The organism is Streptomyces yangpuensis (assembly GCF_001005295.1).
GTDB lineage: Bacteria > Actinomycetota > Actinomycetes > Streptomycetales > Streptomycetaceae > Streptomyces > Streptomyces yangpuensis.
On sequence record NZ_LBMK01000007.1, the window covers coordinates 252,382 to 272,990 of the forward strand.

Genomic DNA, 20,609 nt, shown 5'->3' on the forward strand with positions numbered 1-20,609 from the left:
TGTGGTGCTGGGCGCCGCCCGTGGTGGGGCGTGCGGGTGCCTGGTGACGCAGGCGTCCGGGGCGCGTTCCGTGCCGTGTGGGCGTGGGTCGCGGGGACATCCGGACGACTTCAACGTATGGCACCCCGTGTCACCCGGCAAGGCACCGCGTGCCAAAACTTTCTCTCATTTGCCTATTGACCTGCGCAGATGAGCGATGATCGATCAGAGTTACCGCCGAGTAGGGGCAAGCCGGACATACGAAAGCGGCCGCCCCCCTCTCGGGGACGGCCGCTGTGACGAGCATCGCTTCCGGTTCGGCTACCTCGCGCGCAGTGCCTCTTCGATGGTCCGCATGACCTCGTCCAGGGGCGCGTCGGTACGCGCCACCGCCACCAGCACCTCGCCCTCGGCCCGCACCGCCGCCGGCACGGAGGGCGCCGCCGGGCTCAGGGTGCGGCCCGCGCCGATCCCGGTGCCGAAGGTCTTGCGGACGATCGAGAAGGCGTGGTCCAGCTGCGCCTCCACATCACCCTGGCCGCCGGCCCGCAGCCAGCGCCGCAGCACGTGGTTGTGGGCCGTGACCACCGCCGAGGCGGCCACCTCGGCCAGCAGCGGGTCGTCGTTGCCGTCGTGGTGGTCGGTCTCGTCGAAGTGCGCCAGCAGATAGCGGGTGAACAGCCGCTCGTACCGGGCCACCGAGGCGATCTCCCGCTCCCGCAGCGCCGGCACCTCGCGGGTCAGCCGGTAGCGCTCCACCGACACCGCCGGCGAGGCGGCGTACATCTTCATGACTTCCTTGATCCCGCGGCACACCGTGTCGAGCGGGTGCTCGTGCGCCGGGGCCACGTCCAGGACCGCCTCGGCGCGGATCAGGGTGTCGTCGTGGTCGGGGAAGATCGCCTCTTCCTTCGACCGGAAGTGCCGGAAGAAGGTCCGCCGCGCGACGCCGGCCGTCGCGGCGATCTCGTCGACCGTCGTCGCCTCGTATCCCTTGGTCGCGAACAGCTCCATGGCCGCCGTGGCGAGCTCGCGGCGCATTTTGAGCCGTTGGGCGGCAGCCCGGGTGCCGGCCGCGCTCTCCGGGGCGTCGGGGGCCGAGGAGGCGCGGGGCGAGGTCTTGGCGGGCTGGGACATAGAGCGAAAGTACTTCATTCGCGCAGGGGAGCGCGCCTGAGGGGGGTGGGAGAGGGGTGGATGCGGGGGAGAGCCCGCACTGGGCTCGGGAGGGTCAGTCCGCCGTGAGGGTCCGGCGGACCCGAGCAGCCCTCCCCACGCATCCGGCTCATGGCCCGCTCGGTCACCGCCGGGCGTACTCACGGAATCCGCGGCCGGTCTTCCGGCCCAGGCAGCCCGCCGCCACCAGGTGCTCCAGCAGCGGGGACGGGGCCAGGCCCGGGTCGCGGAACTCCTTGTGGAGGACCTTCTCGATGGCCAGCGAGACATCGAGGCCGACCACGTCGAGCAGCTCGAACGGTCCCATCGGGTAGCCGCCGCCCAGCTTCATCGCCGCGTCGATCTGGTCGAGGCTCGCGTAGTGCTCCTCGACCATCTTGATCGCGTTGTTGAGGTACGGGAACAGCAGCGCGTTCACGATGAAGCCGGCCCGGTCCCCGCAGTCCACCGGGTGCTTGCGCACCTTCACGCAGATCTCGCGGACCGTGGCGTGCACGTCGTCGGCGGTCAGGACGGTCCGGACCACCTCGACCAGCTTCATCGCCGGGGCCGGGTTGAAGAAGTGCATGCCGATCACGTCCTGCGGACGCGAGGTCACCCGGGCCACCGCGATGACCGGCAGCGAGGAGGTGGTCGTGGCCAGCACCGCACCCGGCCGGCAGACCTTGTCCAGCGCCGCGAACAGCTCCTGCTTGACCTCCAGGTCCTCGGCGACCGCCTCCACCGCCAGGTCCACCTCGGCGAACGCGTCCAGCGACCCGGCCGGGGTGATCCGGCCCAGGGTCTCCTCCGCGGCCTCCTGCGTCAGCCTGCCCTTGGACACCGCACGGCCCAGGGACTTGCCGATGGCGGCCTTGGCGGCCTCCGCCTTCTCCTGGCTACGCGCGGCCAGGACAACGTCGAAGCCGGACTGGGCGAAGACCTGCGCGATACCGCTCGCCATGGTGCCGGAGCCGGCCACGCCGACCGAGCTCACCGGGCGGCCCGCGCCCAGCAGCGACCCGTCCAGCGGGGTCTGCAGGTCACGCACGATCACCGAGCTGCCGGGTGCCTCGTACGTGTAGAAACCGCGCCCGGACTTCTGGCCGGCCAGCCCGGCCTCGGCCAGCTGCCCCAGGATCGGCGCCGGGGCGTGCAGGCGGTCGCCGGAGGAGGCGTACATGGCCTCCAGGACCGTGCGGGCCGTGTCCACGCCGATCAGGTCGAGCAGCGCGAGCGGACCCATGGGCAGGCCGCAGCCGAGCCGCATCGCCGCGTCGATGTCCTCGCGGGAGGCGTACTTCGCCTCGTACATGGCCGCGGCCTGGTTGAGGTAGCCGAAGAGCAGGCCGTCCGCGACGAATCCGGGCCGGTCGCCGACGGCCACGGGCTCCTTGCCGAGCTCGCGGGCCAGCTCCGTGACCGCCTCCACGGCGGTCGGGGCGGTCAGGACGCAGGAGACGACCTCGACCAGCTTCATCGCCGGGACCGGGTTGAAGAAATGCAGGCCCAGCACGCGCTCCGGGCGCTGGGACTCGGCGGCGAGCCGGGTCACCGACAGGGCGTTGGTGCCCGTCGCGAGGATCGTGTCGGCCCGGACGACCGCGTCGAGCTCGCGGAACACCTGCTGCTTGACCTCGTACGACTCCGGCACGACCTCGATGACGAGATCGGCCTCGGCCGCGGCGGCCAGGTCGGTGAAGGTGCGGAAACGGGCCAGGACGTCCGCCCGCTCCTGCTCGGTGAGGCGCTCCCGGGCGACGGAACGCGCGGTCGCCGCGGCGAGGGAGGCCGAGGCCCGGCGGGCGGCGGTCTCGCTGATGTCGATGCCGATGACCTCGCGGCCGGCGCGGGCGAGGACCTCGGCGATGCCGGTGCCCATCGTGCCGAGGCCGACGACGGCGATGGTCTGGAGGGTGGGCTGACTGGACTGACGGTCCATCGAGGGACTCCAGTGGAAGAGGGTGACGACTGAGGGAGCGCGCGGCGCACAGCGCGCGCGGATGCCGTACGGAGTGCCGTGCGGTGAGGAGCCCGGGGCAGGAACGGCCCGGACGGGAGCCCGGCGGGAAGCAGCCCCGGGGGCGGAAGCGGCACGACCCTGTCCCGGGGTCATACCGTGCATGCGAAACGAACCGACCGACACGAGGCGGCTGCGTCACCAGGCCGCCCTCGTACGTGTTCCCACGACAGTAACTCGCCGGTAACTGACGCGCCAGAGCGCGGAGATGTGACCTGTACCGCCGAAATGTACCGATCATCGATCATCGATCAACCGTGCTTGATCATCTGCGTGAACCCGGCGTGCCGCCCGCCCCGCCCGCCTAGGGTGGGCCGCGTGAACGACGTGCTGGAGCGCCTGCGGGCGGAGGCGGGCGGCTCGCCCGAGTACGAGGTGCTGCGCGCGGCCGGCCCCGACGCCCTCGCCGCCTCCCTGACCTCGGCCGGGCTGCCCCTGTGGGCCCGCGAGCTGGCCGCCTACCGGCTCGGGCTCGCCGGGGACCGGCGCGCCTTCGAATCCCTCGTCCTGCTCCTCAACCACCGGGACCCGCCCCGCTGCGCGGCCGCCGCCGAGGCCCTGGCCGTCCTGGACGACCCGCGCACCGCCCGCGCGGCCGCGGCCCTCGCCACCAACGGCCTGCGCACCGCCTACGCCCTCCAGCCCGTCCGGCTGCTCACCGCCCTGCGCGCCCCGGAGTCCGTACCGGCCCTGATCGCCACCCTGTCGCGGCTGCTGTCCCCGAACGACCCCTACTGGCGGGTCGCGCTGGCCTGCGTCGAGGGCCTGGGCGCCCTCGCCGACCCCCGCGCACGCGAGGTCCTCACCCGCGCCCAGTCCCACCCCCGCCTCGCGGTGGCGGCGACGACCGCCCTGCGCGCCCTCGACGCCTGACGGGCCCGCAGGGCTCGACGGGCCCGCGGCGCCCGACAGGACCGGGCGGGCGAGCCGGCCCGCCGGATGCCGTCGGCGGTCCCGACCCGGCAGGGCCGTCCGGTCAGCCGCGGAAGCCGAGCAGACCGTGCAGGGCGGCGCCGCCCGCCGAGGAGGGCACGGCCCGGGTCGCCGCCGTCGGCTGCGGGGCCAGCTGCGCGGGACAGGTGGCGTCCGCCGCCTGCCCGGTCCGCAGATAGGCCGCGACCTTCTCGTCCAGGCACTTGTTCCCGCTGAGGGCGATGCCGTGGTTGCCGCCGCCCTCCTCGACCACCAGGGCCGAGCCCGACAGCTTCTCCCGCATGCTGACCGCCCCGTCGAAGGGGGTCGCCGCGTCGTCGGTCGCCTGCAGGAGCAGGGCCGGCGGCAGATCCGCGTTGGTCACGTCGGGGGCCTGCAGCGGCTCGGTCGGCCAGAACGCGCACGGGGCGTTGTACCAGGCGTTGTTCCAGGTCATGAACGGCGCCTTGGTGTGCGTGCGCCACATGTCCGCGCGCCACTCGTTCCAGTCCCGGGGCCAGGCCGAGTCCCGGCACTGGACCGCGGTGTAGACGCTGTAGCTGTTGCCCGCGGAGGGCTCCACCGCGCCGAACCGCTCGTACGCCGCCACCAGTGGCTTGCTGTCCTTCTTCACCGCGTACGCCGCGAAGGCGTCGGCGAGGTTGGGCCAGTAGCCGTCGTAGTAGCCGCCCGGCATATAGGTGTCCTCCAGCTCCGACGGGCCCACCTTGCCGCCGGCCGGGGTCCCGCGCAGCGACTGGCGCATGGCATACCAGCGCGCCTCGACCGCCGCCGGGTCGGTGCCGAGCCGGTAGGTGGCGTCGTGCCGGGCGACCCACGCCAGGAAGGCCTTGTGGCGGGCGTCGAAGGCGAGGTCCTGGGAGAGGTTGTCCTCGTACCAGACCCCGTTCGGATCGACGACGGAGTCCAGGACGAGCCGGTGCACCCGGCCCGGGTGGAGCTTGGCGTACACCGCGCCCAGGTAGGTCCCGTAGGAGTAGCCGAAGTAGCTGATGCGCTGCGCGCCGAGGGCGGTGCGCAGCACCTCGATGTCCCGGGCGGCCGAGACCGTGCCGATGTGCGGCAGCACGTCCGCGTGCCGGGCGCCGCAGGACTCGGCGAAGGCCCGGACGCGGTCGAGGTTGGCCCGCTCGGTCGCCGCGTCCTGCGGTACGGAGTCGGGGCGGACGGGGCTGAAGTGCCCGGCACCGCAGTCGAGGGCGGGCTCGCTCTTGCCGACGCCCCGGGGGTCGAACCCGATCACGTCGTACTGCGCCGCCACGTCCTTGGGCAGGGCGGAGGCGACGAACCCGGCGAGCGCGCGCCCGCTGCCGCCGGGACCGCCGGGGTTGACCAGCAGGGGGCCCTGGGAGGTCTTGGCGGTGTGGGGGACCCGGGTCAGGGCGAGGGTGATCGTCCGGCCGGCGGGCCGGTCGTGGTCGAGAGGCACCGCGAGGGACGCGCACTGGAGCGTCGGGTAGCGGGGGGTCGCGCAGCCGGTCCAGCGCAGTGCGGCCTGCGCGGCCCGCTCCGCCGGGGCGGACGCGGCAGGGGCGGCCGTCACCGGACTCGCGAGGGCGGCGGCGACGGTGGAGGTCGCCAGCAGGACGGCGGCGCGCTTCTTCAAGGGGTGGAGCATGGGGCCTCCCAGCCGAGTGTTCTGGGCGGAATCGTCCCGGAAACCACGCCTGGAAGACGGGATTGGAAGGGCCATTGGCCCGATGTGATGACCGTTCAGTCAGTGACGGACGTCAGAGGAGGGTGAGCTGGGTCGCTCCGGCGGACGCGGGCCCGTCCGGGTGTTCGGGCCCGGCGGCCTTGCGGGCCGTGCCCCGCCGGGCCGGGCCGATGCCGAATTCGGCCGCGAGTTCGTGGACTTGGCGGGTGATCATCCGCTGGTACCAGGTGGGCGCGTACGAGCCGCCCGCGTACATCCGCTCGTACCGCTCGACGAGGTGCGGGTGGTGCTCGCCCAGCCAGGCGGTGAACCACTCGCGGGCCCCGGGCCGCAGATGGAGTACCAGGGGTGTCACGGAGGTGGCGCCGGACTCGGCGACCGCCCGCACGGTGGCCCGCAGCTGGGCGGGGGAGTCGCCGAGGAAGGGGATCACCGGGGCCATCAGCACCCCGCACTCGATCCCGGCGCCGGCCAGCGTCCGGACGGCGTTCAGCCGGGCGGTGGGGGAGGGCGTACCGGGCTCCACGGTCCGCCACAGGGCGGTGTCGGTGAAGCCGACGGAGACGGAGATGCCGACCTCGGTGACCTTGGCCGCCTCGCGCAGGAGCGGCAGGTCGCGCAGGATCAGCGTGCCCTTGGTGAGGATCGAGAAGGGGTTGGCGCGGTCGCGCAGGGCCTCGATGATCCCGGGCATCAGCCGGTAGCGGCCCTCGGCGCGCTGGTAGCAGTCCACGTTGGTGCCCATCGCGATGTGCGCGCCGGTCCAGCGGGGCGCGGCGAGCTCGCGGCGCAGCAGTTCGGGGGCGTTGGTCTTGACGACGATCTGTGAGTCGAAGCCGAGGCCGGTGTCGAGGTCGAGATAGCTGTGCGTCTTGCGCGCGAAGCAGTACACACATGCGTGACTGCAGCCCCGGTAGGGGTTGACGGTCCATTCGAACGGCATGCGCGAGGCGCCGGGCACCCGGTTGACGATCGACCGGGCCCGCACCTCGTGGAAGGTGATCCCCCGGAACTCGGGGGTGTCGATCGTGCGGGTCACGACGGCTCCGGCCCCGAAGAGCGCGGCCGGCCCGGCGGGGCCCTCGGTCAGGTTCTCCCAGCGCATGGTGCGCCTCCCTTGCTGGCTCTGCCGAGAGAATAGAACAAACGTTCCCATGATCGTGCGGGTCCGGGACTCGGGGGCGGGCGGCCGGCCCGGATTTGGGCCACCGCTCCGGAGGTGGTTGGCTTCGCCATGACGAGCGGACACACGGACACAACTGCTGGAGGAACAGGCATGGCGCAGGTCGAGGCCACCACGGAGCGCATCATCGAGGCCGACGCGGAGACGGTCTTCGACACGCTGGCCGACTACAGCGGAAGCCGGGGCAAGCTGCTGCCCGAGCACTTCAGCGAGTACGAGGTGCGCGAGGGCGGCGACGGCGAGGGCACCCTGGTGCACTGGAAGCTCCAGGCCACCAGCAAGCGCGTGCGCGACTGCCTGCTCGAGGTCACCGAGCCCACCGACGGGCAGCTCGTGGAGAAGGACCGCAACTCCTCGATGGTCACCACCTGGGTCGTCACCCCGGCCGGCGAGGGCAGGTCCAAGGCCGTCGTCACCACCGTGTGGAACGGCGCCAGCGGCATCGGCGGCTTCTTCGAGCGCACCTTCGCGCCCAAGGGCCTCGGCCGCATCTACGACACCCTGCTGGACAACCTCGCCGCGGAGGTCGAAGGCAAGGCCTGAGCAAGGCCGTTGCCCGGGCCCGGGCGGGCCCGGGCGGGCCCGGGCGGGTCCGGGTGAGCTCCGGACGGGGTCGGGCCAGGGCCCCGGCGGGGTCCGGCCCTCTCACCGGTTCGGGTGGACTTTCCGCCCCTGCGCTCCGGTCGGCCGCTCCGGTCGGCCGCCCCGGTCGGCCAGGCCGCGCGCCCGCGCGCTGATCCGCCCCGGACGAGGGGACAGCCCTTAGGCTGGGCGCAGTGCGTGCCGCCCGCGTCGCGCGCAACCGCGCAACCGACCGCCCGGGGGCCCGATGAAGATCCTCATCTCCGCCGACATGGAAGGCGCCACCGGCGTCACCTGGCCCGCAGACGTGCTGCCCGGCACGCCCCAGTGGGAGCGCTGCCGCTCCCTGTTCACCTCCGACGTCAACGCGGCCGTACTCGGCTTCTACGACGGCGGTGCCGACCGGGTCGTCATCAACGAGGCCCACTGGACGATGCGCAACCTGCTGCTGGAGCGCCTCGACGCCCGGGCCGAGATGCTCACCGGCCGCCACAAGGCCCTCTCCATGGTCGAGGGCGTGCAGCGCGGCGACGTCGACGGCATCGCCTTCGTCGGCTACCACACGGGCGCCGGCTCCGAAGGCGTGCTCGCCCACACCTACCTGGCCAACTCCATCACCGGGGTCTGGCTCAACGGGACCCGCGCGAGCGAGGGGCTGCTCAACGCCCAGGTCGTCGCCGAGTACGGCGTCCCGGTCGTTCTGGTCACCGGCGACGACCTGACCTGCGTGGACGCCGCCAGCTACGCCCCGCAGGCGGTGACCGTCGCCGTCAAGGACCACGTCTCGCGCTACGCCGCCGTCTGCCGGACCCCGGCCCGCACCGCCGCCGACATCCGCGCCGCGGCCAAGGAGGCCACCGCGCTCGCCGTCCGCTACGAGCCCGCGCCCGGCGGCCCGTACACGGTGGAGCTGGAATTCGACGCCGAACACCTGGCCATGTCCGCCACGGTGGTCCCGGGGGTCCGGCGCAGCGGCGAGCGCAGGGTCGCCTACACCAGCGCGACGATGTACGAGGGGATCCGCAGCTTCAAGGCGGTCACGACGGTCGTCTCGGCGGCCGTGGAGGAGCAGTATGGCTGACATGCGCGCAACCGACAGCGGGGCTCCGGCCGAGGCCATGGAGGTGGTGGACACGGTGGCCCTCGACGAGGCCGTCGGGTTCACCTCGGACCTCATCAGGATCGACACCACCAACCGGGGCGGCGGTGACTGCCGGGAGCGGCCCGCCGCCGAGTACGTCGCCGAACGCCTCGCCGCCGCCGGCCTGGAACCGCTCCTGCTGGAGCGCACCCCGGGCCGCACCAATGTGGTCGCCCGGTTCGAGGGCACCGACCCCTCCGCCCCCGCCCTCCTCGTCCACGGCCACCTCGACGTGGTCCCCGCCGAGGCCGCGGACTGGAGTGCGGACCCCTTCTCCGGCGAGGTCCGCGACGGTGTCGTCTGGGGGCGCGGCGCCGTCGACATGAAGAACATGGACGCGATGGTGCTGGCCGTCGTACGGGCCTGGGCGCGCGCGGGGGTCCGCCCGCGCCGGGACGTGGTGATCGCCTACACCGCCGACGAGGAGGACAGCGCCGTCGACGGCTCCGGTTTCCTCGCCGACGGGCATCCCGGACTCTTCGAGGGGTGCACGGAGGGCCTGAGCGAATCCGGCGCCTTCACCGTCCACACCGGACCCGGCCGGTCCCTCTACCCCATCGCCGCCGGTGAACGCGGCACCGCCTGGCTCAAGCTGACCGCCCGCGGCACCACAGGTCACGGCTCCAAGCCGAACCGGGCCAACGCCGTCAGCCGGCTGGCCGCCGCGGTCGCGCGGATCGGCGCGTACGAGTGGCCGGTCCGGCTCACCGCCACCGTCGCTGCCTGCATCACCGAACTCGCCGCCTTCCAGGGCCTGTCCGTCGACCCGCGCCGCCGCGGCTTCGACCTCGACGCGGTCCTCGGCAAGCTCGGCCCGGCCGCCGCCCTCGTCGAGGCCACCGTCCGCAACAGCGCCAGCCCGACGATGCTCAGCGCCGGCTACAAGCTGAACGTGATCCCCGGCGAGGCCACCGCCTACGTCGACGGCCGTATGCTGCCCGGCGGCGAGGCCGAGTTCATCGCCACCCTCGACGAGCTCACCGGCCCCGACGTCACATGGGAGTTCCACCACCGGGAGGTCGCCCTCGAAGCACCCGTGGACGGGCGGACGTTCGCCGTCCTGCGCGAGTGTGTCGAGCGGTTCGACCCGGACGGACACGTGGTGCCCTTCTGCATGGCGGGCGGCACCGACGCCAAGCAGTTCTCCCGGCTCGGCATCACCGGCTACGGTTTCTCCCCGCTGAAACTGCCGCCCGGCTTCGACTACTGGTCCCTTTTCCACGGCGTGGACGAGCGGGTCCCCGTCGAAGCCCTCCACTTCGGCGTCCGCGTCCTCGACCGCGCGCTGCGGACCCTGTGAGCGGGGCCCGGTGATGTCCGCCGCGCAGACCCTGCCGTACGGGAGCTGGCCCTCGCCCATCGACGCCGGGCTCGCGGCCTCCCGCGACGGCCGGCCCGAGTACATCGGCACGGTGGGCCCCGAGGTGTGGTGGACCGAGCCCCGGCCGCGGGAGGCGGGCCGCCGCACGCTCGTGCGCCGCCGCCTCGCCGGGTCCGGTACCGGGAGCGAGGTCAGCGAGCTGCCCGCGCCGTGGAACGTGCGCAGCCGGGTCACCGAGTACGGCGGCCTGCCCTGGGCAGGGGCCGAGCGGGCGGCGGGCGGACCCCTGCTGGTCTTCGTCCACTTCGCCGACCAGCGGCTGTACGCGTACGAGCCGGACGCGCCCGGCGCCCCGGACCCGCGGCCCCTCACCCCGGTGTCCGGCACCGGCGGCGGGCTGCGGTGGGCCGACCCGGTGCTGCGCGGGGACGAAGTGTGGTGCGTGCTGGAGGAGTTCACCGGGCCCGCGCCGACCGATGTGCGCCGGGTCCTGGCCGCCGTACCGCTGGACGGGTCGGCGGCCGGGGACCGTGCGGCCGTACGGGAGCTGACGGACGGCCGGCACCGCTTCACCACCGGACCGCGGCTCTCCCCGGACGGCCGGCGTGCGGCCTGGCTGGTGTGGGACCACCCGCGGATGCCCTGGGACGGCACCGAGCTGCAGCTGGCCGAGGTGACCGCGGCAGGGGAGCTGTCCGGGGCACGGACGGTCTTCGGCGGCCCCGACGAGTCGGTCGCCCAGGTGGACTGGACGGCCGACGGAACCCTCCTCGCGGTCAGCGACCGCGGCGGCTGGTGGAACCCGTACCGGGTGGACCCGGACACGGGGTGGGCCGTCAATCTGTGCCTGCGGGAGGAGGAGTTCGGGGGAGCGCTGTGGAAGCCCGGACTGCGCTGGCTCGCCCCGCTGCCCGACGGGCTCGTCGCCGTGCTGCACGGCCAGGGCTCTTCGGTGCTCGGCATCCTGGACCCGGAGAGCGGCGACCTGGTGGACGCGGCCGGCCCGTGGACGGCCTGGCAGCCGACGCTCGCCGTGCACGGCAGCCGGGTCTACGGGGTCGCCGCCAGCCCGCGCAGCGCCTACGAGGTGGTCGAGCTGGACACCGCCGGCGGACACGCCAGGGTCGTCGGCGCGCAGGGCGCGGACCCGGTGGACCCGGCCTACTACCCGGAGCCGCAGAGCCGCACCTTCCTCGGCCCGGACGACCGGCAGATCCACGCCCATGTCTACCCGCCGCACCATCCGGCCTGCCGGGCCCCCGCCGACGAACTGCCCCCGTACGTGGTGTGGGCGCACGGCGGGCCCACCGACCACGTGCCGCCCGTACTCGACCTGCACATCGCCTACTTCACCTCGCGCGGGATCGGTGTGGTCGAGGTGAACTACGGCGGCTCCACCGGCTACGGCCGCGCCTACCGGGAGCGGCTGCGCGAACAGTGGGGCGTGGTGGACGTGGAGGACTGCGCGGCGGTGGCCCGGGCGCTGGCCGCCGAAGGGACCGCCGACCCCTCCCGGCTCGCCATCCGCGGCGGCAGCGCGGGCGGCTGGACGGCGGCGGCGTCACTGGCCGCCACCGACCTGTACGCCTGCGCGGCGATCATCTACCCGGTGCTGGACCTGCGGGGCTTCGCCGAGGAGACCCACGATCTGGAGTCCCGCTACATCGACGGCCTGGCGGGGCCGCCGCAGACCCTTGCCGTCCTGTGCCGCGAACGCTCCCCGGTGGCCCGGGCCGACCGGATCACGGCGCCGTTCGTGCTGCTCCAGGGGCTGGAGGACCCGGTCTGCCCGCCGGCCCAGGCGGAACGGCTGCTGGCCGCGATGCGGGGCCGGCCGGTGCCGCACGCGTACCTGGCCTTCGAGGGCGAGGGGCACGGCTTCCGCCGCGCCGACACGATGGTGCGGGCGCTGGAGGCCGAACTGTCGCTGTACGCGCAGGTCTTCGGATGCGAACGCACCGATGTCCCGAGGCTCCCCCTGGAAACCTCTTCGTGAATCTCAGACCAGGACGAGCAGGCGCGTCCGCGCCTTGAGCTTCCTGCTCGCCGAACGGCTCTGCACGTAGACCTCCAATGCGGGATTGTGGCCCGCCTTCACCGAGACGGTTCCCTGGATTCCGGTACCGAAGAGCAGGCTGCGTGCCGCGTCGCCCGTGTAGGCGCGGCCGGTCTCCTTCTCGACCACGATGACCTCCTTGTCGGCCTGGACCTGGACCCGCGTTCCCAACTGGTAGTAGCAGGAACCGCGTTCGTAGGTCACCTCGGGATGGGCGTCGACGAAGGAGCGGATGTTCATGTCCGTATCGACCTGCAGCAGCCGGAATTTGTCGGCGGCGATCGGTTCCAGGTTCGCCCGTACGTCGTCGACGGAAAGGTCCTGGCCGACCGCGAACAGGTTCTTCGTGCCGCGCACGCCCTTCTCGCGGCCGCGCAGGAAACTGGTGGCGGCGGCGCGCACGGTGCCGATCGCCTCCTTGACGCCTTCCTGGGAGTCGGCGTCCCAGATGGCGATGTTCCCCGCCGGGAAGCCGTAGTTCTGGGCGGTCCGCTTCGCCAGGGAGTTCGGTACGAGGATCGCGGAGGTCCAGTGGTCCGGCAGCCCGCCCATCCTGGCCGTGATCCGGTCGAGCCAGGGGCCGAGGATGCTCATGTCGCCGTCGTGCCGCCGGTCGCCGCCGGAGGCGTTCTCCTCGCCGTCCGTCACCACGATCTGGAGGAAACTGTGCTCGCCGTATTCCTCCCAGATGTGGCCGAGGTCGTCCAGGGATTTCAGGGAGGCCTCGATGAGCGCGGTGGCGCCGTTCTTCACGCCGTAGAGGCCCCGCATGGACGGCAGGTGCTTCACGTCCATGTCCCAGACCAGATTCTCCACCCGGTGGTCGAAGGAATAGAGACTGATCCGCGTCTCATGACCGAGGCTGTCCGACTCGGCCTTCAAACCCGCCACGAACTCGTCCACGACGCGGATGAGCTGGCTCTGGTGCGGACGCATGGAACCCGAACAGTCCACCACCAGCGCGACGTGGTTCACCTTGTGCTGGATCCTGTGTGCGGACATGACTGTGCTCCTTTTCCGAAGCTCCCCGAGTGATGTGTTCACACTATGGGGAGCCACTGACAACGGAGCTTGACGGACGATCAGCGGTGAAAGGGGTGCCTCGGCGCCGCGCCTCAGGCGGTGTGCAGCCAGACGCGCAGCGGGCCGATCGCGGTGAATCCGCTGCTCAGGGCGCTGTCCAGGTCCTCGCCGTGCTCGTATCCGACCACGGGCAGGCCCGGACGGCGGGCGGCGATCGCGGTCAGAGCGCCCGCCCAGGCCGTGTCGGTGCCGATCCCGTCCCGGGCGAACAGGTTGGAGACGCCGACCGCGCCGGCGCAGGTGTGCAGGGCGGCCCCGGCGACGATCCGGTCGTCGACGCGGCCGGCGAGGAATGCTGTGTCACCGCCGAGCAGGGAGGGCCGGAACAGGCCGGTGGCCTCCTCGCCGTCCCACGCGGCCTCCCAGGCCGCCAGCTCGGCGGCGTCGCGGACCTCGGACCACCGGGGCGCGGACGGGTCCGCCGCCGGGACCGGCGCCCCGGCCGGGCGGTGGATCCACTGGGCCTCGAAGAGCACCTCGAAGCCGTCCCCGGACAGGTCCAGGGCGGCGAAGCTGTCCTTCACCGAGCAGCCGGGGGAGCCGGTGTCGAGGGGCGGGAGCACGCTCGCCGGCCCGACGCCCGGGTCCAGGGTCACGGCATCGGGGTACAGGGGCGGTGTCCGTACCGTGCTCAGCCAGAGGTCCCCGCCGTCGTACCGCGGCGACAGGCCGTGCGCGCGGCAGACGGCGTCGCACCACCCGGCGTTGTTCAGCGCCGCCCGGCGGCGCAGCGCCGCACTCGTCTCGTCCGTGATCACAGCTTGATCGTGTCACACACCCCAGGGGGTGTGTTGCCGGCCGTGCCGGGCTCGCGGGTTCTGGCACCGCGCCTCGCCGCGTTGTCCTCGGTCGACGACGCTCCGCGTCGCCTCCCTCGTCCGCCTTGCGATCCACGGCACCAGAACCCGCTCCCTGATCCGGCCCGGCCGACAACACACCCCCTAGCCTGGGGCGATGACCCTTTACAGCTACGTCGGGGAGGGCGAGCGCGGCGGCCTGCGGTCCTACCGGATCGCCGACGGGCCCGAGTTCACCGCGCGCGTGCGCGAGAGCCGGGACCTCCACCGCCCCTGGCTGTTCCCGCCCGCCACCATCGAGGAGTACGAGGCCTACGCGGCCCGGCTGACCGAGGGCGACGCCCGCGCCGGGTTCCTCGTGTGCGAGCTCGGCACCGGAGCCCTGGCCGGTTTCGTCAACGTCAACAACATCGTGCGGGGCGCCTTCCGGTGCGGGGCCCTCGGCTACGGGGCCTTCGCGCACGCCGCGGGCCGGGGCCTCCTGCGCGAAGCCCTCGGCCTGGTCCTCGACCACGCCTTCGCCCCCACCCGCAGCGCGTGGGCGAGGCGCCCCACGGACCGCCGGCCGGCCACCGCCGGCCCGGCCGGCCACCGGGCCCGCACCCTGCCGCTCCCCGCACACACGGCGAACAATCGCCACCACCGCGGCGCCGGATCGCGCAGGATGAGGGGATGCGCACCCTGGTACTGCTCGATGCCCCGTCCAACCTCGGTCTGCGGCCGCCCGCGCCCGGGGCCGTCCCCGGTGTCTACAAGCTCGCGGGCGCCCTGCGCGAGCAGGGCCTGCTGAGCAGGCTCGGGGCGCGCGAGGGAGGCGTCGTGGTCCCGCCCCGCTACGACCGCGGGGACTGGGTGGAGGGCGACGGCGTCTTCAACGCCGACGCGCTCGCCGCCTACACCGTCACCCTCGCCGACCGGATCGAACGCCACCTGCGGGCGGGGGAGTTCCCCGTCGTCCTCGGCGGGGACTGCTCCATCCAGCTCGGCGCCTCCCTCGCCATGCGCCGGACCGGCCGCTACGGCCTCGCCGCCGTCGACGGCTCCGCCGACTTCCGCCACCCCGGCAACACCGCCGTCAACGGACCCGTCGGGGCCGCGGGCGGTGAGGAACTGGCCCTGGCCACCGGCCGCGGGCAGGCCTCGCTCAGCGATCTGGAGGGCCTCGCGCCGTACCTGCGCGACGAGGACGTCCGGCTGTTCGGGATGCGCGACGGGGACGCGGACCTGCGGGAGCTGGCGGAGGCCGGGATCTTCGCCGCCACCGTCGGCGAGATCCGCCGCCGGGGCGCCGCGACCGTGGCGCGGTCGGCGCTGGACGGCCTGCACCCGCCCGTCACCGACGGGTTCTGGGTCCATCTGGACGCCGACGTGCTCGACCCGGAGGTGATGCCGGCCGTGGACAGCCCCGACCCCGGGGGCCTGCTGCCGCAGGAGGTCGCCGACCTGCTGGCCGTCCTGGTGGGGTCACCGCGGTGCGTCGGGCTGAACGTCACCATCTACGATCCGGACCTCGACCCGGACGGCCGTGCGGGTGCGCTGCTCGCGGACCTGGTGGCGGGTGCCTTTGCGTCATCCTGACCGGTGGTGATCCGCGGAACCCCTGTGCACCGGCCGCCGTGGCGTGTTCCATTTCCTCATGGCCACCACCGTCCGACGCGCCGTACTGACCCTCCCCGCAGCCCCGTTGGGCTCCGACAACCCGCTGCCCGCCCTGCGCGCGCCCGAGGGCGTGCACGTCCTGGACGAGCGTTCCCTCGACGGCCTGCCGCGCGACATGGTCCGGCAGATCGGGTACGAGCCGCTGCGCTCGCTGCTGCCCGTCCGCATCCGTGACGGGTACGGGCGGGAGCGCGCGGAGCGGGAGTTCGAGGCCGTCGTCATGGAGAACGAGCACCTGCGGGTCACCGTGCTGCCGGGCCTGGGCGGGCGGATCCACTCGCTGGTCCACCTGCCGACCGGGCGCGAACTGCTCTACCGCAACCCGGTGTTCCAGCCCGCCAACTTCGCGTTGAACGGCGCCTGGTTCTCCGGCGGCATCGAATGGAACACCGGCGCGACCGGCCACACCACCCTCTCCTGCGCCCCGCTGCACGCCGCGCCGGCCCCGGCTCCGGACGGCGGCGTGATGGTCCGGCTGTGGGAGTGGGAGCGGCTGCGCGACCTGCCGTTCCAGGTGGACCTGTGGCTGCCGGAGGACTCGGCGTTCCTGTACGTCGGCGTCCGCGTGCGCAACCCGCACGAGCGGCCCGCGCCCGTGTACTGGTGGTCCAGCATCGCCGTCCCCGAGGACACCGGCAGCCGTGTCCTGGCCCCCGCCGACGAGGCCTGGCACTTCGGCTACGAGCGCTCGCTGCGCCGCGTCCCCGTGCCGGAGTGGGAGGCCGCGGACCGTACGTACCCGCTGCGCAGCCAGTATCCGGCCGACTTCTTCTACGAGGTCCGGGACGGGGACCGGCCCTGGATCGCCTCCCTGGACGCCGCCGGGGAGGGCCTCGTGCAGACCTCCACGGCACGGCTGCGGGGGCGCAAGCTGTTCGTATGGGGCGCGGGCGGTGGCGGGCGGCGCTGGCAGGAATGGCTGACCGAGCCGGGCACAGGCGGCTACGCCGAGATCCAGGCCGGGCTGGCCCGGACCCAGCTGGAACACGTCCGGCTGGAGGGCGGGGCCGAGTTCAGCTGGCTGGAGGCGTACGGGCCGCTGGCGGCCGAGCCGTCGGCGGTGCACGGCGCGGACTGGGCGGCGGCCCGCGGCGCCGCCCAGGACGCACTGGACGCCGTACTGCCCCGGGAGCGGGTGGACGCGGCGTACGAGGCGTGGCGCGGCTGCGCCGACACCGAACCGGGGGAGCGGCTGGCGGCCGGCTCGGGCTGGGGAGCGCTGGAGGTGCTGTGCGCGGGGCACCGGCTGCCGGGTACGCCCTTCGAGGAGTCCACGCTGGGCGAGGAGCAGGAGCCGTGGCTGGAACTGTGGCGCACGGGCGTCCTGCCCGCGCCGCGCCGGGCAGTGCCGCCGGGCCCGAGTCTGGTCGCCGCGCACTGGCGGGACATGCTGGAGACGGCCCCCGCGGACCCGCTGACGGAGTACCACCTGGGAGTGGCCCAGTGGCACGCGGGGGACACCGCCCAGGCGGTGCGGAGCTGGGAGCGCGGGCTGGCGCTCGCCCCCTCGCAGTGGCCGCTGCTGCGCTGTCTGGCGGTGGCGGACGCGCTGGCGGGCGACGCGGCGCGGGCCGCCGACGGCTTCGCGGCGGCCTTCGAGGACCTGGCCGCGGAGAGCCGCGGGGACGGTCCGTGGACGGCGGCGGAGTCGGCGCTGGGCCGGGAAGCGATGGCCGCGCTCCTGGCGGCGGGCCGGCTGCCGCAGGCCCGCGCCCTCTGGGACCGGCTCCGGCCGGCCCTGCGCGAGCAGGGCCGCTTCCGGTTGCTGGCGGCCCGGCTGCTCGCGGCGGAGGGCCATGTGCGGGCGGCCCGCCGGCTCTTCGAGGACGGCTTCGAACTCCCCGACCTGCGGGAGGGCGAGGAAACCCTGTCCGACCTGTGGTCCGCCCTCACCGACTGCCCCCTGCCGCCCTCCTACGACTTCCGCATGCGGCCGGCCACCTCCTGATCCCTGGGGAGGCGCCGGCGGGGAGGCGCTCGCGGGTCAGGCGCGGCAGAGGATTTCGGCGTTCAGGACCGTGAACCAGGCGTCCGGGGAGGCGTTCCAGGTGTGCCAGGCCGCGGCGGCGGCCGTCAGGTCGTCGGGCGTGGCGTGGCCGCCGCGGACGGCGACGTCGGCGTAGGCGGAGGCCGTGGTCCGGTCGGCCCACAGGGCGGACCACCACGCCGTCTCCTCCGGGGTGGCGAAGCACCAGGCCGTGGCCGAGGAGGTCACATCGGTGAAACCGGCCTGCCGGGCCCAGGCCCGCAGGTGGCGGCCCGCGTCCGGCTCGCCGCCGTTGGCTCGGGCCACCCGCCGGTACAGGTCCAGCCACCCGTCCAGGCCCGGCGTCGCCGGATACCACGTCATCGCCGCGTAGTCCGCGTCGCGCGCGGCGACGACCCCGCCCGGCCGGCACACCCGCCGCATCTCGCGCAGCGCCCGTACCGGATCCCCGACGTGCTGCAGCACCTGGTGGGCGTGGACCACGTCGAAGGAGTCGTCCGGGAAGTCCAGCGCGTGCACGTCCGCGACGGCGAAGGACACGGCGCCGTCCAGGCCGCGTTCCGCCACGTGGGCCCGGGCCTGCGCCAGGACGCCCTCGGCGGCGTCGACGGCGGTGACCCGGCCGCCCGGTGCGACCAGCTCCGCCAGGTCCGCCGTGATGGTGCCCGGGCCGCAGCCGACGTCCAGCACCGCCAGCCCGGGGCGGAGTTCGCCGATCAGGTACGCGGCGGAGTTCTCGGCCGTGCGCCAGCGGTGCGAGCGCAGCACCGACTCGTGGTGGCCGTGCGTGTAGACGGCGGTCTCCCTGGCGGCGTTCATGTCGTTCGTGGCGACCATGGCGGTACCTGCCCCTCGTCGTCGAAACGTTGCCACCACCGTAAAGGATCAGTTCGGCATCTGAGATATGCGTATTGACATGTGGACATCCCCCGTGCCTGCCAGAGAGGCCGGCCGGGTCGGTGGCACGGTCGGCCGGGTGCGAGGAGAGTGGCTCCAGGGGGAGGTCGCCCGGAAGTCGCCCCTGGTGGAGGACGGTGGGAGTCATGTCCGACGCGCTGCTCGAACGGCATGCCGAGGCGCTGCGGCTCTTCGGTGAGCGGGTGCGCGACATCAAGGACGACCAGTGGGGCGCGCCCACCCCGTGCACGGAGTGGACCGTGCGGGACCTGGTCAACCACGTCACCGGGGAGCAGCTGTGGATCCCGCCCCTGATCACCGAGGGCCGCACCGTCGAGGAGCTCGGCGACGCCTTCTCCGGGGACGTGCTGGGCGACGACCCGGTCGCGGCGTGGGACAGGGCCTCGGGCGCCGCGCACGCCGCCTTCGCCGCGTCCGGCGCGCTGGAGCGGACCGTGCAGCTCTCCTACGGGCCCGCGCGCGGCTCCGCGTACTGCTCGGAGCTGACCGCCGACTGCGTCGTGCACACCTGGGACCTCTGCCGCGGCATCGGGGTCGACGACCGGCTGCCCGGCACCCTCGTCGAGTTCTCGATCAAGGAGGTCATGCCGTACGCCGACGCGCTGGCTGCGAGCGGCATGTACGCCGAGCCGGTCGAGGTCCCTGCGGGCGCGGACGCACAGACCCGGCTGCTCGCGATGGTCGGGCGCAAGGGCTGGGACGGGGAGACCGGATGACCGGCAGTCGGCAGTCGATAACGGGCATGCGTGGCCAAACAATCGTATAAAGGTCAGGGTCGGCGGAGTGCGGCGCGACGGACGCGGAAGGCGGGCAGCGGTGGCGGGGATGCAGCGCACGACGGCGGAGGGCCGCGGCCCCGTCCGCTACGGACCGCCCGCGCCGCAGCCGGGCCTGCCCGTGCTCTCCGAGCTGGTCTCCGTCCTCGGCGCGGCCGCCGGACGCTCCTCCCCCCAGTCCCCCGGCGGCGGCGCCTCCCTGCGTGAGGCCGCCTGCCGGCACTGGAGCCGGCGCGGGCTGGCCACCTCCCCCGAGCACGTGGCGGCCGGCCCCGGCGCCCCGGCGCTGCTCCTGGCCCTCCTCGGGGCCCACGGGGGCGACGTGATGCTGCCCCGGCCCTGCCCCGCCTGGTGGACCCCGCAGGTCAGGCTGCTCGGGCGGCGCGCCTACCACGTGCCCACCCCGGCCGAGTGCGGCGGCGTACCGGACCCCTACGCCCTGCTGGAGACCGTACGGCGGGTACGCGCCGAGGGCGGCGACCCGCGGGTGCTGCTGCTGTCGGTGGCCGACGACCCGACCGCGACCGTGCCCCCGCCGGAGCTGCTGCGCGAGGCGTGCGAGGCCGCCCAGAGCACCGGGCTGTTCGTCGTCAGCGACGAGAGCTGGCGCGACACCGTCCACCGGCCCCACGACGACCTCGTCCTGAGCCCCGCCGAGATGCTGCCCGAACGGACGGCGGTCCTCGTCGACCTCTCCGGCGCGCTGCTGCCCGCCGGCTGGCCCGCCGCCGTGGTCCGGTTCCCCGACACCCCGGACGGGGCCCGGCTGCGCGCCCACACGCTCGACGTCCTGACCGCCACCGGGGCGATGGTCGCCGGGCCCGTCGCCGGGGCGGCTGCGCACGCCCTCGACGAACCCGACGCCGTCGCCGCGCGCGCCCGCGCGGCCGCCCGCCTGCACGGCCTGGTGGCCGCCGCCGCACACCGCGAGATCCGCGCGGCCGGCGCCCTGGCCCGGCCCCCGCAGGCCGGGCGGCACCTCTACGCCGACCTGGGCCCGCTGCGGTCCGGGCTCGCCCGGCACGGGGTCGGCGACGCCATGGAACTGGAGGACTGGCTCGGCGTCCGGCTCGGCACGCCCACCCCGGGCGGACAGCGGTTCGCGGACGAACTGGGCGCACTGCGAGTCCGGTTGTCCACCGGGCCGCTGCTCGGCGCCACCCCCGAGGAACGGCTGGCCGCGCTCACCGCCCGCGATCCCCTCGAACTGCCGCACGTGCGGAGCGCCCTGGACCTCCTCGGATCGGTCCTCGCCGGGCTGGCCTGACCTCGCGGCCTGCTGCTTGTCTCCCGGGCCGGCCCTTCCGCTCCTTCCGCTCCTCCCGGACGGACCGTACCGGGCCCGTCCGGCCCCCGCGACCC

General features: G+C 74.0%; 17 protein-coding genes. 10 read left to right on the forward strand and 7 right to left on the reverse strand.

The window, feature by feature from the left end:
* Positions 1-300 precede the first annotated feature (300 nt).
* Both AAT21_RS28875 and AAT21_RS28880 read right to left on the reverse strand, forming a co-directional pair.
* Positions 301-1,116 carry a TetR family transcriptional regulator gene (locus tag AAT21_RS28875; RefSeq protein ID WP_046779888.1) on the reverse strand — a complete coding sequence of 272 codons (816 nt, stop codon included), beginning with the start codon at positions 1,114-1,116 and terminating at the stop codon, positions 301-303.
* A gap of 163 nt (positions 1,117-1,279) precedes the next feature.
* The gene (locus tag AAT21_RS28880; RefSeq protein WP_046779889.1) at positions 1,280-3,076 is read right to left on the reverse strand and encodes a 3-hydroxyacyl-CoA dehydrogenase family protein; all 1,797 of its coding nucleotides are present in this window, start codon (positions 3,074-3,076) and stop codon (positions 1,280-1,282) included.
* A gap of 396 nt (positions 3,077-3,472) precedes the next feature.
* Here AAT21_RS28880 and AAT21_RS28885 point away from each other — a divergent pair, with 396 nt between their 5' ends.
* Positions 3,473-4,027: a HEAT repeat domain-containing protein gene (locus AAT21_RS28885; RefSeq protein ID WP_046779890.1), complete on the forward strand. Its 555-nt coding sequence runs from the start codon at positions 3,473-3,475 to the stop codon at positions 4,025-4,027.
* Between the two features lie 103 nt (positions 4,028-4,130).
* Here AAT21_RS28885 and AAT21_RS28890 read toward each other — a convergent pair whose 3' ends face one another.
* Entirely contained in the window at positions 4,131-5,705 is a 1,575-nt protein-coding gene (locus AAT21_RS28890) for an alpha/beta hydrolase (RefSeq protein WP_107081417.1), read from the reverse strand.
* A gap of 112 nt (positions 5,706-5,817) precedes the next feature.
* Positions 5,818-6,849 (reverse strand): Rv2578c family radical SAM protein, encoded by a 1,032-nt coding sequence (locus AAT21_RS28895; protein WP_046779891.1) that lies wholly within the window; start codon positions 6,847-6,849, stop codon positions 5,818-5,820.
* Positions 6,850-7,020: 171 nt separating this feature from the next.
* Here AAT21_RS28895 and AAT21_RS28900 point away from each other — a divergent pair, with 171 nt between their 5' ends.
* The 4 genes from AAT21_RS28900 (at position 7,021) to AAT21_RS28915 (ending at position 11,967) form a co-directional block, all read left to right on the forward strand.
* On the forward strand, positions 7,021-7,470 hold the full coding sequence (locus AAT21_RS28900) for an SRPBCC family protein (RefSeq protein WP_046779892.1): 450 nt from the start codon (positions 7,021-7,023) through the stop codon (positions 7,468-7,470).
* A 286-nt stretch (positions 7,471-7,756) separates the two neighbouring features.
* Positions 7,757-8,590 (forward strand): M55 family metallopeptidase, encoded by an 834-nt coding sequence (locus AAT21_RS28905; RefSeq protein WP_046779893.1) that lies wholly within the window; start codon positions 7,757-7,759, stop codon positions 8,588-8,590.
* Positions 8,583-9,950: a M20/M25/M40 family metallo-hydrolase gene (locus AAT21_RS28910; RefSeq protein WP_046779894.1), complete on the forward strand. Its 1,368-nt coding sequence runs from the start codon at positions 8,583-8,585 to the stop codon at positions 9,948-9,950. The genes AAT21_RS28905 and AAT21_RS28910 overlap by 8 nt, the downstream gene beginning before the upstream one ends.
* A gap of 13 nt (positions 9,951-9,963) precedes the next feature.
* Positions 9,964-11,967 (forward strand): S9 family peptidase, encoded by a 2,004-nt coding sequence (locus tag AAT21_RS28915; protein ID WP_046779895.1) that lies wholly within the window; start codon positions 9,964-9,966, stop codon positions 11,965-11,967.
* A 3-nt stretch (positions 11,968-11,970) separates the two neighbouring features.
* Here AAT21_RS28915 and AAT21_RS28920 read toward each other — a convergent pair whose 3' ends face one another.
* Positions 11,971-13,029, reverse strand: coding sequence for a vWA domain-containing protein (locus tag AAT21_RS28920; protein ID WP_046779896.1), 1,059 nt, complete (start codon positions 13,027-13,029; stop codon positions 11,971-11,973).
* Positions 13,030-13,142: 113 nt separating this feature from the next.
* Entirely contained in the window at positions 13,143-13,868 is a 726-nt protein-coding gene (locus AAT21_RS28925) for a hypothetical protein (RefSeq protein ID WP_235439253.1), read from the reverse strand.
* 196 nt (positions 13,869-14,064) lie between these two features.
* Here AAT21_RS28925 and AAT21_RS39395 point away from each other — a divergent pair, with 196 nt between their 5' ends.
* The 3 genes from AAT21_RS39395 to AAT21_RS28940 are packed head-to-tail and all read left to right on the forward strand — an operon-like array spanning position 14,065 to position 17,514.
* Positions 14,065-14,697, forward strand: a complete 633-nt coding sequence (locus tag AAT21_RS39395) for a GNAT family N-acetyltransferase (protein WP_235439254.1) — start codon at positions 14,065-14,067, stop codon at positions 14,695-14,697.
* On the forward strand, positions 14,580-15,485 hold the full coding sequence (locus AAT21_RS28935; RefSeq protein WP_046779897.1) for an arginase family protein: 906 nt from the start codon (positions 14,580-14,582) through the stop codon (positions 15,483-15,485). The genes AAT21_RS39395 and AAT21_RS28935 overlap by 118 nt, the downstream gene beginning before the upstream one ends.
* Before the next feature lie 58 nt (positions 15,486-15,543).
* Positions 15,544-17,514, forward strand: coding sequence for a DUF5107 domain-containing protein (locus AAT21_RS28940; protein WP_046779973.1), 1,971 nt, complete (start codon positions 15,544-15,546; stop codon positions 17,512-17,514).
* A 36-nt stretch (positions 17,515-17,550) separates the two neighbouring features.
* Here AAT21_RS28940 and AAT21_RS28945 read toward each other — a convergent pair whose 3' ends face one another.
* Positions 17,551-18,390 (reverse strand): methyltransferase domain-containing protein, encoded by an 840-nt coding sequence (locus AAT21_RS28945; RefSeq protein WP_235439255.1) that lies wholly within the window; start codon positions 18,388-18,390, stop codon positions 17,551-17,553.
* Between the two features lie 206 nt (positions 18,391-18,596).
* Between AAT21_RS28945 and AAT21_RS28950 the strand changes: the two genes are divergently transcribed.
* Together AAT21_RS28950 and AAT21_RS28955 are read left to right on the forward strand one after the other, a co-directional pair.
* Complete coding sequence (locus AAT21_RS28950) at positions 18,597-19,187, forward strand: TIGR03086 family metal-binding protein (protein WP_046779898.1); 591 nt, start codon at positions 18,597-18,599, stop codon at positions 19,185-19,187.
* A 109-nt stretch (positions 19,188-19,296) separates the two neighbouring features.
* Complete coding sequence (locus tag AAT21_RS28955) at positions 19,297-20,514, forward strand: aminotransferase class I/II-fold pyridoxal phosphate-dependent enzyme (RefSeq protein WP_046779899.1); 1,218 nt, start codon at positions 19,297-19,299, stop codon at positions 20,512-20,514.
* Positions 20,515-20,609: the final 95 nt, after the last annotated feature.